The following is a 17,114-nucleotide window of genomic DNA, read 5'->3' on the forward strand; positions in this document are numbered from 1 at the left end:
GGGCACCACTGCCCCGCACCACCGCCATGCGGGTCGCCCGGCGGCGCCCCGCCACCTGTCGACATCGACCCTTCACCGTCACTGGAGCGTACGTGAGCACCACCATCGTGCCGTCGGACATCGAGATCGCGCAGTCTGCCACCCTCCGGCCGATCACCGCCGTGGCCGCGGACCTGGGCCTCGCGGCCGATGACATCGAGCAGTATGGCCGGTTCAAGGCGAAACTGCCGCTCGAGCTCTCCACCCGACCGGTGCGCGGCAAGCTGGTCGTCGTCACCGCGATCAACCCCACTCCCGCCGGCGAGGGCAAGAGCACCGTCAGCGTGGGCCTGGCGCAGGCGCTGCGCCGCATCGGGACCAACGCCGTGCTCGCGATTCGTGAGCCGAGCCTCGGGCCCGTGTTCGGCGTCAAGGGCGGCGCGGCCGGTGGTGGCTACTCGCAGGTGCTGCCGATGGACGAGATCAACCTGCACTTCACCGGCGACTTCCACGCGATCAGCAGCGCGCACTCGCTGCTGTCGGCAATGATGGACAACCACCTGCAGCAGGGCAACGCGCTGGGGCTCGACCCGCGCCGCATCACCTGGCCGCGCACGATCGACATGAACGACCGCGCCCTGCGCCACGCGATCATCGGGCTGGGTGGCCCCGGGGAGGGCATCCCGCGCGAGGAGCGCTGGGTGATCATCCCGGCCAGCGAGGTGATGGCGATCCTGTCGCTCGCCACCGACCTGGCAGACCTGGAGGAGCGGCTGGGCCGCATCATCGTCGGCGCGACCGCGGGCGCGAACAAGCAGCCGGTCCGGGCGCGCGACCTGAAGGCGAGCGGCGCCATGACGCTGCTGCTCAAGGACGCGCTCAAGCCGAACCTCGTGCAGACGCTGGAGGGCGGGCCGGCGCTGGTGCACTGCGGGCCGTTCGGCAACATCGCACACGGCTGCAACAGCCTGGTGGCCACGCGCACGGCGCTGGCGCTGGGCGACGTGGTGGTGACCGAGGCCGGCTTCGGCTCCGACCTGGGCGCCGAGAAGTTCTTCGACATCAAGTGCCGGATGGGCGGGCTGCGTCCCGAGGCGGCGGTGCTGGTGGCGACGGTGCGTTCGCTGAAGATGCAGGGGGGTGCGCCGAAGAACGCCCTCGGCATCGAGGACCTGGATGCGCTGGAGCGCGGGCTGCCGCACCTGGCGCACCACGTGCGGAACGTGCGCCAGTTCGGCGTTCCGGTGATCGTCGCGATCAACCGCCGGCTCACCGACACCGACGCCGAGCTGGCGATGGTGGAGGACTACGCGCGGTCGATCGGCGTGGACGTTGCGCTGAGCGACGTGTGGGCGGAGGGTGGCGCCGGCGGCGAGGAGCTGGCGCGTGGCGTGCTGGCGCTGCTGGAGGGCGGCACCGCGGATTTCGCGCCGGTCTACGACAGCGCCCTCCCGATCCGCGAGAAGATCGACCGGATCGTGCGCGCGGTGTACGGCGCCGACGGCGCGGACATCACGCCGGCGGCGTCACGGCAGATCGACTACCTCGAGTCCATCGGGCTGCACGACACGCCGGTGTGCATGGCGAAGACGCAGTACTCGCTGACTGACGACGCGACGCGGCTTGGCGTGCCGACCGGCTTCCGGATCACCGTGAACGAGGTGACCGGGAGTGCCGGCGCCGGCTTCGTGGTGGCGAAGACCGGCGACATCATGACGATGCCGGGGCTGGGGAAGGTGCCGGCGGCGGAGGGCATGCAGGTGCACGCCGACGGAAGGATCGAGGGACTCTCGTGAGCCGGTGTCAGGCCATCTCGGGATAGTCCGGGTGGTACATCGCGGCCGCCACCGCCGCCGCGATGTCGTCCGGCTGCGCACACCGCGCCAGCCCGCGCCGGAACGCGATCTCCGCCACCCGCACCCCGATCTCCAGCGAGACCTCACGGATGCGTGACAGGCTTGGATAGAGACGCCCCATCGCCAGGTCGTCGTCGGTGACGGTGCCCGCCAGCGTGCGCGCCGCCGCCGCGAACATCTCGTCCGTCACCCGCGACGCCTCCGACACCACCACGCCCAGGCCCACGCCCGGGAAGATGTACGCGTTGTTGCACTGACCCGGCACGTGCGTGCGCGTGCGGAACGTCACCGGTGCGAACGGGCTCCCGCTGGCGAAGAGTGCGCGACCCTCGGTGCCGGAATACGCCTCGCGCGCGGTGCACTCCGCCTTCGAGGTGGGATTCGACAGCGCCATGATCACCGGCCGCTCGTGTGACCGCGCCATGCCCGCCAGCACCCGCGCGGTGAACATCCCCGGCGTGCCCGACACGCCGATCAGTGCATGTGGCTTGAGCGAGTCCACCGCCTCGAGCAGCGTCGACACCGGGGCGTGCTCGTGCGCGTAACGCTGCTTGTGCGCGGCGAGCCCCGTGCGCGTGGATTCCACCAGCCCACCCGAATCCACGAACCAGCAGCGGCGACGCGCCTCCTCCAGGGGAATGCCCTCCTGCACCAGCGCCTCGGTGACGAGATCGCCGATGCCGATGCCGGCCTCGCCCGCGCCGAGGAACAGCACCCGCATGTCGCGGAACGGCGTGCCGGAGATGCGCGTGGACGAGAGCAGCCCGGACAGGGCCACCGCCGCCGTGCCCTGGATGTCGTCGTTGAAGCTGCAGACGCGGTCACGCCAGCGCGCCAGCAGCGCGAAGGCGTTGTGGTTGCCGAAGTCCTCGAACTGGATGCACGCGCGGGGATAGCGGTCCTGCACCGCCAGCACGAACTCCTCCAGCAGGGCGTCGTACTCCCCGCCGCGCACCCGCGGGTGCCGCAGGCCGACGTAGGAGTCGCTCTCGCGCAGGCGGGTGTTCTCGGTGCCGACGTCGATCGTGACCGGCAGGCACTGCTGCGGCGGGATGCCGGCACAGGCGGTGTAGAGCGTGAGCTTGCCGATCGGGATCCCCATGCCATTGGCACCCAGGTCGCCGAGGCCGAGGATGCGCTCGCCGTCGGTCACCACGATCATGCGGATGTCGTCGGCGGGCCAGTTCGCGAGCACCTGGGCCACGCTGCCCGCATCGTCGGAGGTGATGTAGAGGCCGCGGCTGCGCCGGAAGATGCGGCCGAAGTCCTCGCAGGCCTGCCCCACCGTCGGCGTGTACAGCACCGGCATCAGCTCCTCGAGATGGTCGATCACGAGGCGGTAGAAGAGCGTGACGTTCCGGTCGTGCAGCGCGACCAGGTACGCATACTGGTCCAGCGGCGTCGGCCTGGCGCGCACGCCGGGCAGGATGCGGGCGAGCTGCTCGTCCTGCGTCATCACGCGCGGTGGCAGCAGCCCGCGCAACCCGAGGGCCTCGCGCTCGGCCAGCGTGAACGCCGTGCCCTTGTTCAGGACGGGATCGTGGAGCAGGTCCGCCCCGCGCTTCTGGTGCTGTGGTGCCGTCATGGCCCCTCGCCGACTGGAATGTGCTCAGGCCCGGCAGCGCATCAACGCTGTCGGCCCGCTTGCTCGTCGATCGCGGACGCAGCCCGCGGCTGCGGAACTCACAACCTGCCGATCACCCACCCCGGCAGCGCCGCCAGCAGCATCGTGGCGGCGAGGCAGATCCAGCCGGCGGTGCGGGCCAGCGCGCCGGCGCGCTGCTCCGTCGCAACCGCCTCACCGGCGCCCATGAACATCCGCGCGATGACGCGCAGGTAGAAGTACATGCCGAGGTAGCTGCCGACGAGGCCGAGCACCGCGTAGGTCACGTGGCCGGCCGCCATCACGCTGCGGAAGATCATGAACTTGCCGACGAAGCCGGGGAACGGCGGCAGGCCGGCCAGCGAGAGCATCGCGATGCCGATCAGCAGGGCCGCTGCCGGGTCACGGTGGAACAGCCCGCGGAAGTTGTCGAGTGCATCGCGCTGCTCGTCACGGTCGTTCTGCGGCACCACCGCGAACGCCAGCAGGTTCGCCGCCGAGTAGGCGATCACGTAGAAGAGCACGGCCCGCATCCGCGCGGCCGGGTCGCCGAGGAAGGCGTAGAACAGGTACCCCGCATGGGCGATGGACGAGTACGCGATCATGCGCCGGAAGGACGACTGCCGGATCGCCGCCAGGTTGCCGAAGACGATCGAGGCCAGCGGCAGCGCCATCAGCAGGCCGACCAGCGGACCGGTCACCGTCACGGTGCCGAAGAGCCGCACCGCCGCGAGCAGCACGGCACCCTTCGTGAGCGTCGCCATGTAGGCGGTGACGGGAATGCTCGCTCCCTCGTACGTGTCCGGCGCCCAGGCATGGAACGGAACGATCGCCGACTTCAGGAACAACGCCAGCAGCACCAGCACCGTCGCCGTCCGGGTGAGGGCATCACCCGACCCGAGCGCCTGCGCGAAGGTGGAGACGTCCATCGAGCCGGTGGCGCCGTAGAGCAGCGACACACCCATCAGGAACGTGGCCGACGCGGCACCGCTGAGCACGAGGTACTTGAAGCTGGCCTCGGCGCTCTCGGGCCGATGGTACGCCAGCAGCACGAGGGCATACACCGGCATCGCGAGCAGCTCGAGCCCGATGAACATCACCAGGTAGCTCATCGACGACGGCAGCAGGCACAGCCCGTACAGCGACGAAAGCAGCAGCAGGGAGAACTCCCCTTCCCTGAACTCGCTGCGCGCCATCAGGACCACGGGAATCGCCAGGGCGAGCAGCGCCCCTTTCGCCACCAGGATCGCCGGCGTGACCGAGAACTGGCCCGCGAACGGCTCCGCCGTGACCTGCATCGACGCGAGCCAGAACGCCGAGACCGATGCCGCGGCAATCGAGAGCAGCGACACCCAGAGCGCGGGACGCGACCCGCGCCCCAGCACCTCCAGGCAGATCAGCACCACGATGCCGGCGAGCAGGCTGTGCTCGGGGAGCATCGCCGTGAGTGCGGTCTGGTCAGGCATCCGACCTCCCGCCGCGGCAGTTGGCGAGGAACCGGGTCACGGTGTCACCCCCGGCGCGCGGGGCGTGCCGACGAGCTGCTGGTAGGTCACCGCCGCCTGCTCGGTGGCGCGCAGCGCGCCGGCCGGGAAGAGCCCCAGCGCGAAGACGGCCACCGTCAGCACCCCGAGGATGAAGCGCTCACGTCCCGAGAGGTCGCGGAGCGGCTGGTGCGGCGCCTTCGGCTCGCCGAACAGGAAGGTCAGGGCGAAGCGCAGCATGTAGAGGGCACCGAGCACCACGCCGCTCACGGCCGCCACCGACAGCCAGAGCGGCAGGTCGTTGCCGGCGAGGTGCGCCGGCCAGGCCGAACGGAACGCGCCGAGCAGCACCAGGAACTCCCCGGTGAACCCGCTCGTCGCGGGCAACCCGACGGAGGCCAGCGTGAAGATCATGAAGAAGACGGCATACACCGGGACCTGCCGCGCGAGGCCGCCGAACGCTGCCAGCTCGCGGGTGTGGCACCGCTCGTAGATCATGCCGACGAGCAGGAAGAGCCCGGCTGCCACCAGCCCATGGCTGACCATCTGGATCATCGCGCCCTGGATCCCGGTGAGCTCCAGGCTCAGCAAGCCGAGCATCACATACCCGAGGTGACTGATCGAGCTGTAGGCGATGATTTTCTTGATGTCCGTCTGCACCAGCGCCAGGCAGGCACCGTAGACGATGCTGACCGACGCGAGCGTCATGAGCACCGGGGTGAACGCGCGCGCCGCATCGGGGAAGAGCGGGAATCCCAGCTTCATGAAGCCGTAGGTGCCCATCTTGAGCAGCACGCCGGCCAGCACCACGGAGCCGGCGGTCGGCGCCTCGACGTGCGCGTCGGGAAGCCAGGTGTGCAGCGGCACCATCGGCACCTTGATCGCGAACGACAGCGCGAAGGCGCCCAGCAGGATCATCTGCACGGTGAGCGGCAGCTGCGTGCGGTACAGGTCCGCGAACGCGAACGACGTGACGCCGCTGGTGGCCTGCAGCGCGCTCACGAGGTAGATGACGGCCGCCAGCATGAGGATGCTGCCGACCGCGGTGTAGAGGAAGAACTTGAGCGTGGCGTACACGCGGCGGGTGCCGCCCCAGATGCCGATCATCAGGAACATCGGGATCAGCATCGCCTCCCAGAACAGGTAGAACAGGAACAGGTCCTGGGCCACGAACGCCCCGACCATCGCGGTCTGCAGCACCAGCAGCAGCGCGTGGAAGAAGGTGACGTCACGGTCGATCGACGTGCGGGCCCCGAGCACCACCAGCGGCCCGAGGAAGGCGGTGAGCAGCACCAGGAGGATGTTGAACCCGTCCAGCCCGACGAGGTACGACACGCCCCACTGCGGGATCCACGGCACCGCCGTGGAGAACTGGAGCGCGGCGGTGGTGGTGTCGAATCGCTGGTACAGCCAGGCGGCGGCGGCGAACTGCGCGACCATCACGGCGGTCGTGAGCGTCCGTGCGAGGTCGTCGTTCCGCCGCGCGACGAGCAGCAGCAGGCCGGCGCCGCAGAGCGGCAGCCAGAGCACGAGGTTGAGCAGGGTCGCCTCAGCCACGGTTCCAGCTCCACAGCAGCGCGCCCACGATTCCGGCCATGACCATCAGGGCGTAGAGGTGCAGGCTGCCCGTCTGCAGGCGCCCGAAGAGGCCGGCCGTCCGCTGCGCCAGCGCGGCGATGCCGTGGAGCGTGCCGTCCAGCACCAGCTTGTCGCCGCCGCGCAGGAACACATGCTCGCTCACCCACGCCAGCGGCGTCACGAACAGGCGTTCGTACAGCTCGTCCACGAAGTACTTCCCCGACAGCAGCCGGTGCAGCGGCAGCAACGACTGCTTCACCGACTCGGCGCGCGAGGGCCTGCCGTAGAACCAGGCCGCGATGCCCAGGCCGGCGAACGCCAGCACCACCGACACACCCAGCAGCAGCGTCTCGAGGTGCTCACGCGACTCCACCACCGGTGGCAGCCCCAGCATCGGCTCGAGGAAGTGCGGCACCGAGACGTAGCCCCCCACCGCCGAGAGGACGGCCAGCAGCAGCAGCACGCCCGTCATCGACGGCGGCGACTCGTGCACATGGTGCTCCACCTCGTGGCTCATGCGCGAGGGACCGAGGAACGTGAGCCACAGCAGCCGGAACATGTAGATGGCCGTCAGCAGCGCCGTCGCGGCGGCCACGGCCCAGAGCCACGGTGCCCCGCCGCGGCTGCTGGCGAAGGCGTACCAGAGGATCTCGTCCTTCGAGAAGAAGCCGGCCAGCCCGGGGATGCCGGCAATGGCGGCGGTGGCGATGGCGAAGGTCCAGAAGGTGAGCGGGATCTTCGTGCGCAGCCCACCCATCTTCCGCACATCCTGCTCGCCGCCGAGCGCGTGGATCACGCTGCCGGCGCCGAGGAAGAGGCAGGCCTTGAAGAAGGCGTGCGTCACGACGTGGAAGATCGCCACGCCGTAGGCGCCCACGCCCAGCGCCAGGAACATGAAGCCGAGCTGCGAGATGGTGGAGTAGGCCAGGACCTTCTTGATGTCGGTCTGGACGATCGCGATGGTGGCGGCGAGGAACGCCGTGGCCACGCCGATCACCGCCATCACCGCCGACGCCGCCGGGGCGTGCATGAACACGCCCGACAGCCGCGCGACCAGGTAGACACCGGCGGTCACCATCGTGGCGGCATGGATCAGCGCCGAGACCGGCGTCGGGCCGGCCATGGCGTCGGGCAGCCACACGTAGAGCGGGATCTGCGCCGACTTGCCCGTCGCACCGATCAGCAGCAGCACCCCCACCAGGTTCGCCGACACCAGCAGGGCGCCGTTCCCGGTCAGGAACGCGCCGTTGATGGTGTCCATGTCGAAGGTGCCGAAGGCCCGGTGCAGGAGGAACATGCCGAGCAGGAACGCGGCGTCACCGATGCGGTTGGTGATGAACGCCTTGCGTCCCGCGCGCGCGTTGGCCGCATCGTCGAACCAGAAGCCGATCAGCAGGTACGAGGCCAGCCCCACGCCCTCCCAGCCGGCGAAGAGCACCAGCAGCGAGCGCCCCAGCACCAGCAGCAGCATGAAGAACAGGAACAGGTTCAGGTACGCGAAGAAGCGCCCGAAGCTCCGGTCCCCGTGCATGTAGCCGGTGGAGTAGACGTGGATCACCGTGCCCACCCCCGTGACCACCAGCAGCATCACGGCGCTGAGGCGGTCGAGGTGGAACGCGATGTCGAAGGTCAGGTCGCCGACGGCCGCCCAGCGGTAGAGCGGCTCGTTGACCGGGGCGAAGCCGTTCGCCTGGAGCTGCAGCACCGCCAGCACCGACAGCGCGAAGGCGGCCAGCGGGAAGGCACAGCCGATGATGCCTGCGAGCCGCTCGGTGCCGGTGCGCCCGCCGAGGGCGGTGTTGAGCACCCCGTTCAGCAGGAACCCGGTGAGCGGCAGGAGGACGATCAGCGCCAGCACGTGATCCATCGACCCTTATCCTTTCAAGTCGGTGTACCGCTCGATGTCCATGGAGCGCGTCTGTCGCACCAGCAGCAGGACAATGGGAATCGCCAGCGCGATCTCGGCGGTGGCCACGACGAAGACGAGGAACACCAGCACGGCCCCCGCCGCGTCGCCGCGCTGCTGCGAGAACGACACGAGGCTGAGGTTCACGCCGTTGAGCATGAGCTCCATGCACATCAGCATCACCAGCGCGTTGCGCCGGATCACCACGCCGAGCAGGCCGAGCGAGAAGAGCCCGAGCGAGAGCCAGAGGAGGAACTGGTGCTTATCCATTGGCGCGCCGGCTGGTGCGGATCACCGCGAGGGCGGCCACGATCGCCGCCACGAGGAAGACCGACGTGAGCTCGAACTCGAGCCAGTAGCGGGTCAGGAAGGCCGACGAGAACCCGGTCATCGAGAACGCCCCCGCCGCGCCGGCCGCCACCGCCGGCGCCGCACCGCGCCAGGTGCCCACGCCGAGTGCCGCCGCCAGCAGCACGAACATCGTCAGGCCGGGGATCCGCCAGCGTGAGAACCGCCGGTCGGCGCCGGCCTCGCGCAGCTCCAGCAGCATGATGACGTAGACCATGAACACCATCACGGCGCCCACGTAGATCAGCACCTGGAATGCCGCGATGAAGTGCACGCCGAGCAGCCCGTAGATCCCGCCGAGCATGACCATCGTCGTGATCAGGGCCAGCGCCACGCGCATGGGCTGCCGGAGGAAGAGCATCGAACCCGCCGCCACGAAGGCGATGATGCCGAACAGGTAGAGCATCAGTGTGTCGATGGTCCGCGGCCTCCCGGTGCTCCCTCGCCCGGCGCCGGTCGCGCGGGCTTGGGTGGATATGGCTTCGCGACGTCCTGCTTCGGGTTCCAGGTCAGCATCTCGTCCATCGTGAGCCACATGGCCCAGCGGTCGCCCGCCACCAGCGACGGCACGTCCTGCTCCATACGGATCGCGTCCTCCGGGCAGGCCTCGATGCACAGGCCACAGAAGACGCAGCGCGAGTAGTCGATCTCGAACCGCACCGGGTACTTCGGGTGCTGCGGGTCGTTCGCGTCGAAGCCGGCCTCGATCTCGATCACCTTCGCCGGGCAGACGGTCGCACACATGTTGCACGCGATGCACTGCGGCGACCCGTCGGGCCGCTGCGTCAGGATGTGCTTGCCCCGGTTCCGCGGCGCGAAGTCGGCGCGCTTCTCCTCGGGATAGTACGTCGTCACCGCCCCGCGCCGGCCGGTGACCCACTTCGCCATGTTGCGGAGGAAGATCCCGGTGGTGATGCCCAGCCCGCGCAGGATCTCCGGCAGGTACGCCCGCTCCCACCAGGTCATCTGCGCGGCGTTCCAGTACTCCCGCTTCACCCGCGTCACCACCGGACGCACCGGCAGCTGCGGCAGCTCACGGCCGGAGGCGCTCATGGCCGCCCGCCCTGCACCAGCCACGCGATCACCGCCGTCGCGCAGAGGTTCACGAGCGACAGCGGGAGCAGCAGTTTCCAGGCCAGCCCCAGCATCTGGTCGTAGCGGAAACGCGGCAGCGACCAGCGCACCTGGATCTGGATCACGCACATGAGCATCACCTTCGCCAGGAACCCCGCGATCTGCAGCAGCAGCACCGTGCCATGCCCGAGCACGATCGCGTGGCCGCCCGGGAACTGGAAGCCGGTGTCACCCATGAACGGCAGGTTGTAGCCGCCCAGGAACAGCGTCGTGAACAGGGCCCCCACGATCGCGATCTGAATGAACTCCGCGAACATGAACAGCCCCATCTTCATGGCGCTGTACTCGGTGTAGTAGCCGGCCACGAGCTCCGACTCGGCCTCGGGCAGGTCGAACGGGATGCGCTTGTTCTCGGCGATCGCCGCCGTCAGGAACAGGATCGCCGCGAACGGCTGCAGCACGATCCCCCAGCGCGGCAGCACGCCGAGCACGATACCCGACTGCTGGCGGACGATCGCATCCAGGTCCACGGTGCCGTAGAGCAGGATCAGCCCCATCACGGTCAGGCCCATCACCAGCTCGTACGAGATCATCTGCGAGCCGGCCCGCAGCCCGCCCAGCAGCGAGAACTTGTTCTCCGACGACCAGCCGGCGAGCATCGCCCCGATGATCGTCAGCCCGCTGAACGCGAACACGATCAGCAGGCCGGCATCGAGGTGCGCGATCTGCAGGGTGTAGATGCGGCCGCCGAACCAGGCCGCCAGCGACGGGAAGAGCAGCCCGGGATCGATCGCCCCGCCGAACGGGATCACCGCGAACACCAGCAGCACCGGCGCGAACACCACGAACGGGGCCAGGAAGTATCCCACCGCGTCGTGCGTGGTCGGCTTGAAGTTCTCCTTCAGCAGCATCTTCAGGCCGTCGGCCATGCCGTGGAAGAGGCCGAGCCACACCAGCTTGATGTTGGTGAACGGGATGCGGATGTACGCCCGGTTGGCGCCGATGCGGTCGGACATCACCGCCGCCTGCTTCCGCTCCACCCAGGTGAGCAGCCCACCGAAGCTGAGCAGCACCACCAGCGAGTAGGTGATGAAGATCAGCGCCATCACGATGTCGGGCATCATGCCGCCGGCCCGGTGAGTGCGCCAGCCACCGCCGGTGCCAGCGCCAGCCCGATGGCCCGGAACAGCTCCTCGGCATGCGCGATGCCCGCGGCGGGCGCGAAGCAGGCGGTGAACGGCGACACGACCCCGGCGAAGTTCGTGTAGTGCCCGCTCCGCTCGGTCTGGATGCTGACGGGGATGAAGACGTCGGCCTGTGCCTGCACCGGATCGGCGTAGGCGTCCAGGCGGATCACCCGTGCCCCAGCCGGCACCGCGCTGCCGTCGAAGCCCTCCCCCCACACGAGCACGAGGTCGGTCTGCGGCGTGATGGCCTCGGCCAGGGTGCCGGGCAGCGCCGGAAACAGCGCCAGCGCAGCACGCCGGTTGGGGTTCTTGTCCGGCTTGATCAGCAGGTGGTCCTCGACCACCTCACCCGGCAGGGGCAGGTGGTCGGCCTTCACGAACGGCTGCACATGCGGCGCCAGCGCGGTCGCGAAGGCGGCCAGCTCCTCGTTCGAGCCCCAGCTCGACACCAGCGCCACCGGGTGGCGTGCCGCGGCGATGAGGCGCGCAGCGCTGGCGGTGGCCGTCGCGAGGTCGGTCGCGGCGCCGCCGAGCGTCGCCTGCGTGGCACGCGGCCGCTCGAACAGCGCCGCGAGGTCGCGCGCCTTGTTGCAGACCCAGAGGCCGTTCACCTCGGGGTTCTCGTGCGGCGTGACGCGGTCGATGCGGGTGTTGAGGCGCGGATCCAGCGCCCGCAGCGCCCACTCCGGCTTGCGGTGCCAGATGTCGATGCTGCACCCGCGCTCGCAGCCCGGGCACACCGACCGCGTGGGCTGCAGGTACCAGACGCGCGCGTGGTCGAGCAGCTGCCGCGAGAGGAGCGCGCCCACCGGACAGAGGTCGATGACGTTGTCCGAGTACTGGTCGTTGTCGAAGTTCGCGTCCTCGGCCGGCCGGATGAGGGCGTGGTCGCCCCGGTTCACGGCGCAGAGTGCCTTCGACTGCGACACCTCGTTCGTGAACCGGACGCAGAGCGTGCACATGATGCAGCGCTCGTTGTCCAGCATGATCCGGTCCGAGAGCGGGAAGAACTTGGTGGCGTGGGTCTTCGCGTCCCGCGACAGCGACGCCTGGCCGTTGTGCGCGTAGTGGAAGTCCTGCAGCGTGCACTCCCCCGACTTGTTGCAGATGCCGCAGTCCACCGGATGGTTCAGCGTGATGAACTGCATCGTCTGCTTGCGCAGCCGGACGATCTTCTCCGAGTGCAGCAGCACGCGCATGCCCTCGGTCACCGGCATGTTGCACGCGATGTCGAACCAGGGGTCGCCCTTCTCCTGTTCCACTTCCACCATGCAGATGCGGCAGTTGCCGGGCACCGAAAGCTCCGGATGCCAGCAGAAGTGCGGGATGTCCACGCCGTTCGCCCGTGCGGCCTGGATGACGGTCTGCCCGTCCTCCGCCTGCATCGGCACGCCATCGATGAAGAACTCCATCAGCCGCGCGCTCCTGCGCCCGCGAGCGCGCTGGCGAACGGGTCAGACACCGTCAGGCGACCATCGTACATCGAGCGTCCGTTCGTGATGTAGTACTCGAACTCCTCGCGATAGTGGTCGAGGATCGCGGTGTTCGCGTAGCCGGCGGAGTCGCCGAGGCTGCAGATGGTGGTGCCGTCGTTCGCCTCGCCGATCTCATAGAGGCGCTCGATGTCTTCCATGCGGCCATGACCGGCCACGATGCGGTCGAGGATGCGCTCCATCCACCCCATGCCCTCGCGGCATGGCGTGCACTGGCCGCACGACTCGTGATGATAGAAGCGCTGGATCACCTGCGCCACGCGCACCATGCAGGTGGCCTCGGCGATGGCCATCATGCCACCCGACCCGAGCTGCGAGCCACCGGCGACGGCGGAGATGTGGTCCAGCGTCAGCCCCTCGAGCTCCTTCGCCGACAGCAGCTTCGTCGAGACGCCGCCGGGGATGATGCACTTGAGCGCCGCACCGTCCTGCATGCCCCCGCAATCCTCGTAGATGAACTTCTCCCACGAGTAGCCGTACTCCACCTCGTACACACCGGGCCGCGCGATGTGGCCGGAGATCGAGATCATCTGCGTGCCCGGACTTTTCGGTGTGCCCACCTTCTTGAACTCGGCGGCGCCACGCCCGATGATCACCGGGATGTTCGCCAGCGTCTCGACGTTGTTCACCACCGTCGGCTTCTGGTACAGGCCCTTCACCGTCAGGCGGGGCGGCCGGTTGCGTGGCCAGCCCTTCTTCCCTTCCAGTGACGCCAGCATCGCTGACGCCTCGCCGCAGACGTACGAGCCCGCGCCGCGGTACAGCACCACGTCGCACGAGTACCCGCTGCCGAGGATGTTCTCGCCGAGCAGGTTGTTCGCGTACGCCTCCTCGATGGCGGCGGCCATGCGCCGGTACGGCAGGTCGAACTCGCCGCGGATGTAGATGAAGGCGTGGCGCCCCATCAGCGCGAACGAGCCGATGATCAGCCCCTCCAGGCACATGTGCGGCACATGCTCCAGCAGCCACCGGTCCTTGAACGTGCCGGGCTCCCCTTCGTCGGCATTCATGCAGACGTAGTGCGGCTCGCCGTCGTTCAGCTTCACCACACCCCACTTCCGTCCCGCCGGGAATGCGGCGCCACCGTGACCGAGGATGCCGCCAGCTGACACTTCCTTCGTGACGTCGGCAGGCTGCATCTGCAGCGCCTTGGCCAGGGCCTGGTAGCCGCCGCGCGCCGTGTAGGCGTCCAGCAGGTGCGAGGTCTCTGTCACGGGGAAGTTCATGAAGAACTTCGTGCCCGACAGCGCCGGTGCGGGTGAGACAGCGGTGGCAACCGGATCGCTCATGATCGCAGCGTCTCGAGCAGGGCGTCCACCGATTCGGGCGTGAGGTTCTCGTGGTAGGTGTCGCCCACCATCATCATCGGCGCGGTGCCGCACGACGCGAGGCACTCCACCGTGGAGAGCGTGAAGCGACCGTCCAGCGTCGTCTGCCCGGGCGTGATGCCGAGGCGGCGCGACAGGTACGCGACCAGCCCATCGGCGCCACGCAGTGAACACGAGAGGTTGCGGCAGACCTGGATGTGATGCCTGCCCAGCGGCTTCCGCGTGAACTGCGTGTAGAAGGCCAGCACTTCGTCGACCTGCGTGCGCGGAACGCCGAGGTATGCCGTCAGCTCGTCCACGTCGCTGTCGGCGATCCAGCCGCGATCCTCCTGGATGCGACGCAGGCACGGGATGGTCAGCGACCCCTCGAAGCCGGCGGGGTACCGCTTCTTCCACTCCTCGAATTCCGGGATCAGGTGCTTCATCGGTCGCACTCCCCGCCGATCATGTTCACCGAGCCGAACGTGGTCACGATGTCGGCCAGCTGGTGCCCGTCGAGCATCCGGTGCACGCCGCCCATGTGCACGAAGCTGGGCGACCGCACGTGTACCTTGTGCGGCACGCCGCCGCCGCTGCTGACGATGTAGAAGCCCAACTCCCCGTTCGGCGCCTCATGGGCCACGTAGATGTCGCCTTCCGGCACCGACGGCCCGTCCATGACGAGCTTGAAATGGTTGATCAGCGACTCGATCTCCGAGTAGACCAGCGTCTTCTCGGGGAACACGCAGCGGTGATCGACCACGTTGATCGGCCCCTCGGGCATCATCGCCATCAGCTGCCGGATCATGTGCACCGACTCGTCCATCTCGCACATGCGGACGTAGTAGCGGTCGTAGTTGTCGCCCAGGATGCCGACCGGCACGTCGAAGTCCAGCTCGGCGTAGGCCAGGTACGGCGTGTCGCGGCGCAGGTCGCGGGGCACGCCGGTGGAGCGCAGGATCGGGCCGGTGAAGCCCCAGTGCAGCGCATCGGCCGTGCTGATGCCACCCACGTTGCGCAGCCGGTCGATGAAGATGCGGTTCCGGTCCACCATCGCGTGCACCCGCGCCACGTACGTCTCGTACTCGACGAGGATGGCCTCGAGGCGCGTGAACCAGCCGTCGGGGACGTCCTGCGCCAGGCCGCCGATGCGGCCGTACGAGTACGTGACCCGGGCGCCGGTCAGCGCGGCGAGGTGCTCGTACATCGCGTCGCGCACCGTCACCAGGTACAGGAACGCCGTCATCGCGCCCAGCTCCATCAGGCTGGCGGCCACGCAGGTGAGGTGGTCGCAGATGCGCGAGTACTCCGAGAGCAGCGTGCGCAGGTACTTCGTGCGCGGCGTGATCTCGATCCCCATCAGCTGCTCGACGCCGTCACAGTACGCGAAGTCGTTGATCAGCGCCGAGCAGTAGTTCAGCCGGTCCACGTACGGGATCAGGTTGTGCCAGGTGTGGTCCTCGCACTCCTTCTCGAACCCGCGGTGCAGGTAGCCGCAGTGCACGTCGGTGCGCAGCACGCGCTCGCCATCCAGCTCGGCGATGATCTGCACCGTGCCGTGGGTGGCCGGGTGCGACGGGCCGATGTTGACGATGACCGTGTCATCGCGACCCGAGGGCGTGAAGGCCGGGCGGACGGGGTTCGGGATCGTCGGGGTCGGGATGCCCGCCGTCACAACTCACGCTCCAGCGCACGCTGCGGCGGCCGGTACGGCACCAGCGGCTGCTCCAGCTGCTTCGGGTAGTCCTTGCGCAGCGGGTGGCCCTGGAAGCCTTCGTAGAGCAGGATCGGGCGCAGGTCGTCGTTGCCGCGGAAGCGGATGCCGTACATGTCGTGGCACTCCCGCTCCATGTAGCCCGCCGAGCCGTAGAGCGAGACCAGCGAGTCGACGACCGGCTCGGCCTCGCGCACGCGCTGCTTCACCCGCACCCGCACCTTGTGCACCGTGGAATAGAAGTGGTGCACCACCTCGAAGCGCAGCGGCGCGCCGGGCCAGTCCACCGCCGTCACGTCGAGGAAGAGGTCGAACGCGAACTCGGACTTGAGGCGGCCAGCCAGCGCCAGCATGGCGTGCGGCTCCACGTGCAGCACCAGCACGCCGTGGGCGATGCCACCCGAGGTGAGCACCGTCGTCGCCGCGTCACCTGCGTCACCTGCGTCAGCCAGTGGCACCAGCGACGTCGCGAGGCGGTCGAGAAAGTCCGAGGCCACGGTCAGAAGGTGTCGTTGATGATGCGGTGCTTGCCGCGGGCGATGGTCTCCTGCAGCCGCATGATGCCATCGATGACCATCTCCGGGCGCGGCGGGCAGCCCGGCACGTAGACGTCCACCGGGATGATGCGGTCGATGCCGGGCAGCGACGCATAGTTCTGGTAGAAGCCGCCGCTGGTGGCGCAGACCCCGAAGGCCATCACCCACTTCGGCTCGCACATCTGCTCGTAGACCTTGAGCAGGATCGGCGCCTGCTTCTGCGTCACGGTGCCCACCACCATCAGCAGGTCCGCCTGTCGCGGCGAGAAGCGTGGCAGCGCCGCCCCGAACCGGTCGGTGTCGTAGGCCGAGGCGCTGACGGCCATGAACTCCATCGCGCAGCACGCCGTCACGAACGGGTACGGGAAGAGCGAGAACTTCCGCGCCCACCCCACCAGCTCGTCCTTGCGGGTGGTGAGGTACTCGAAGCTGGCGTGCTTGGTGTGCGCGGTCACGGCCGCACCACCCGCATCCACGATCGGCAGGGGCTTCCCGTACATCGCTATTCCGTCACCGCTTCGAGGATGCGCGCCCGATAGACATACAGCAGGCTGATGACGAGCAGGAAGACGAACAGCGCCAGCGTCAGCATGCTGGTGCCGGTCAGCGGCCGCGAGCCGAGGGTCCAGATGAACAGGAACATCGTCTCGAGGTCGAACAGGATGAAGATGATCGCCACCGCGTAGTACTTCACCGGCACGGCCTTCACGTTGATGAAGTCCACCGGGGTCGCGCCGCACTCGAACGGCTCCTGCTTGACGGCCGTGGTGGCCGGCTTGGGGCCGAGCAGCGCATTGAGCGCCAGCACGAGGCCGAGAAAGCCGACGATGGCCACCAGGTACATCAGGAATGTGACGTAAGGACTCATCGCGCCGGAAGCAGGTGAGGCACTGACGGAACAGGAGCGGCCACGCGCCGCCCGGGGGCGGCGCGGCCGGGCCGGCACCTGCCGACCCGATCCGGTGCAAACTAGTCAGCGTGTGGGCTTGCAACGCAGCCCGGCGCCGGGACGGTTCCCGCGCCGGCCCGTCCGTCGGCGGATGCCTGAC

Annotated in this window: 16 protein-coding genes; 1 reads left to right on the forward strand and 15 read right to left on the reverse strand. The window is 68.8% G+C overall.

All coding sequences use genetic code 11. The features are described from left to right. Window positions 1–26: 26 nt before the first annotated feature. Complete coding sequence (locus IT355_02120; protein MCC7052033.1) at window positions 27–1,775, forward strand: formate--tetrahydrofolate ligase; 1,749 nt, start codon at window positions 27–29, stop codon at window positions 1,773–1,775. A 7-nt stretch (window positions 1,776–1,782) separates the two neighbouring features. Here IT355_02120 and IT355_02125 read toward each other — a convergent pair whose 3' ends face one another. From IT355_02125 to IT355_02195, 15 genes are all read right to left on the reverse strand, one after another. Further along, window positions 1,783–3,420 (reverse strand): NAD-dependent malic enzyme, encoded by a 1,638-nt coding sequence (locus IT355_02125; GenBank protein ID MCC7052034.1) that lies wholly within the window; start codon window positions 3,418–3,420, stop codon window positions 1,783–1,785. A gap of 98 nt (window positions 3,421–3,518) precedes the next feature. Next, on the reverse strand, window positions 3,519–4,904 hold the full coding sequence (locus tag IT355_02130) for an NADH-quinone oxidoreductase subunit N (GenBank protein MCC7052035.1): 1,386 nt from the start codon (window positions 4,902–4,904) through the stop codon (window positions 3,519–3,521). 36 nt (window positions 4,905–4,940) lie between these two features. Continuing rightward, on the reverse strand, window positions 4,941–6,479 hold the full coding sequence (locus tag IT355_02135; protein ID MCC7052036.1) for an NADH-quinone oxidoreductase subunit M: 1,539 nt from the start codon (window positions 6,477–6,479) through the stop codon (window positions 4,941–4,943). Beyond that, window positions 6,472–8,367, reverse strand: coding sequence for an NADH-quinone oxidoreductase subunit L (gene nuoL, locus IT355_02140; GenBank protein ID MCC7052037.1), 1,896 nt, complete (start codon window positions 8,365–8,367; stop codon window positions 6,472–6,474). Before nuoL ends, IT355_02135 begins: the two co-directional genes overlap by 8 nt. 6 nt (window positions 8,368–8,373) lie before the next feature. After that, window positions 8,374–8,676: an NADH-quinone oxidoreductase subunit NuoK gene (gene nuoK, locus IT355_02145; protein MCC7052038.1), complete on the reverse strand. Its 303-nt coding sequence runs from the start codon at window positions 8,674–8,676 to the stop codon at window positions 8,374–8,376. Then, window positions 8,669–9,160, reverse strand: coding sequence for an NADH-quinone oxidoreductase subunit J (locus IT355_02150; GenBank protein ID MCC7052039.1), 492 nt, complete (start codon window positions 9,158–9,160; stop codon window positions 8,669–8,671). The genes nuoK and IT355_02150 overlap by 8 nt, the downstream gene beginning before the upstream one ends. Continuing rightward, window positions 9,160–9,720, reverse strand: coding sequence for an NADH-quinone oxidoreductase subunit I (locus IT355_02155; protein ID MCC7052040.1), 561 nt, complete (start codon window positions 9,718–9,720; stop codon window positions 9,160–9,162). Before IT355_02155 ends, IT355_02150 begins: the two co-directional genes overlap by 1 nt. Before the next feature lie 83 nt (window positions 9,721–9,803). Further along, window positions 9,804–10,952, reverse strand: a complete 1,149-nt coding sequence (locus IT355_02160) for an NADH-quinone oxidoreductase subunit H (GenBank protein MCC7052041.1) — start codon at window positions 10,950–10,952, stop codon at window positions 9,804–9,806. Then, on the reverse strand, window positions 10,949–12,427 hold the full coding sequence (locus IT355_02165) for a (2Fe-2S)-binding protein (GenBank protein MCC7052042.1): 1,479 nt from the start codon (window positions 12,425–12,427) through the stop codon (window positions 10,949–10,951). The genes IT355_02160 and IT355_02165 overlap by 4 nt, the downstream gene beginning before the upstream one ends. Beyond that, on the reverse strand, window positions 12,427–13,755 hold the full coding sequence (gene nuoF, locus IT355_02170) for an NADH-quinone oxidoreductase subunit NuoF (protein MCC7052043.1): 1,329 nt from the start codon (window positions 13,753–13,755) through the stop codon (window positions 12,427–12,429). The genes IT355_02165 and nuoF overlap by 1 nt, the downstream gene beginning before the upstream one ends. 38 nt (window positions 13,756–13,793) lie before the next feature. Continuing rightward, window positions 13,794–14,270, reverse strand: coding sequence for an NADH-quinone oxidoreductase subunit NuoE (gene nuoE / locus IT355_02175; protein ID MCC7052044.1), 477 nt, complete (start codon window positions 14,268–14,270; stop codon window positions 13,794–13,796). Beyond that, window positions 14,258–15,490: an NADH-quinone oxidoreductase subunit D gene (locus IT355_02180; protein ID MCC7052045.1), complete on the reverse strand. Its 1,233-nt coding sequence runs from the start codon at window positions 15,488–15,490 to the stop codon at window positions 14,258–14,260. The genes nuoE and IT355_02180 overlap by 13 nt, the downstream gene beginning before the upstream one ends. Next, window positions 15,487–15,882 carry an NADH-quinone oxidoreductase subunit C gene (locus IT355_02185; GenBank protein MCC7052046.1) on the reverse strand — a complete coding sequence of 132 codons (396 nt, stop codon included), beginning with the start codon at window positions 15,880–15,882 and terminating at the stop codon, window positions 15,487–15,489. Before IT355_02185 ends, IT355_02180 begins: the two co-directional genes overlap by 4 nt. 146 nt (window positions 15,883–16,028) lie before the next feature. After that, window positions 16,029–16,520, reverse strand: coding sequence for an NADH-quinone oxidoreductase subunit NuoB (gene nuoB / locus IT355_02190; GenBank protein ID MCC7052047.1), 492 nt, complete (start codon window positions 16,518–16,520; stop codon window positions 16,029–16,031). 47 nt (window positions 16,521–16,567) lie between these two features. Beyond that, window positions 16,568–16,933, reverse strand: coding sequence for an NADH-quinone oxidoreductase subunit A (locus IT355_02195; GenBank protein MCC7052048.1), 366 nt, complete (start codon window positions 16,931–16,933; stop codon window positions 16,568–16,570). Window positions 16,934–17,114: the final 181 nt, after the last annotated feature.

This window comes from Gemmatimonadaceae bacterium (assembly GCA_020851035.1).
In the GTDB taxonomy this organism is placed as follows: domain Bacteria; phylum Gemmatimonadota; class Gemmatimonadetes; order Gemmatimonadales; family Gemmatimonadaceae; genus JACMLX01.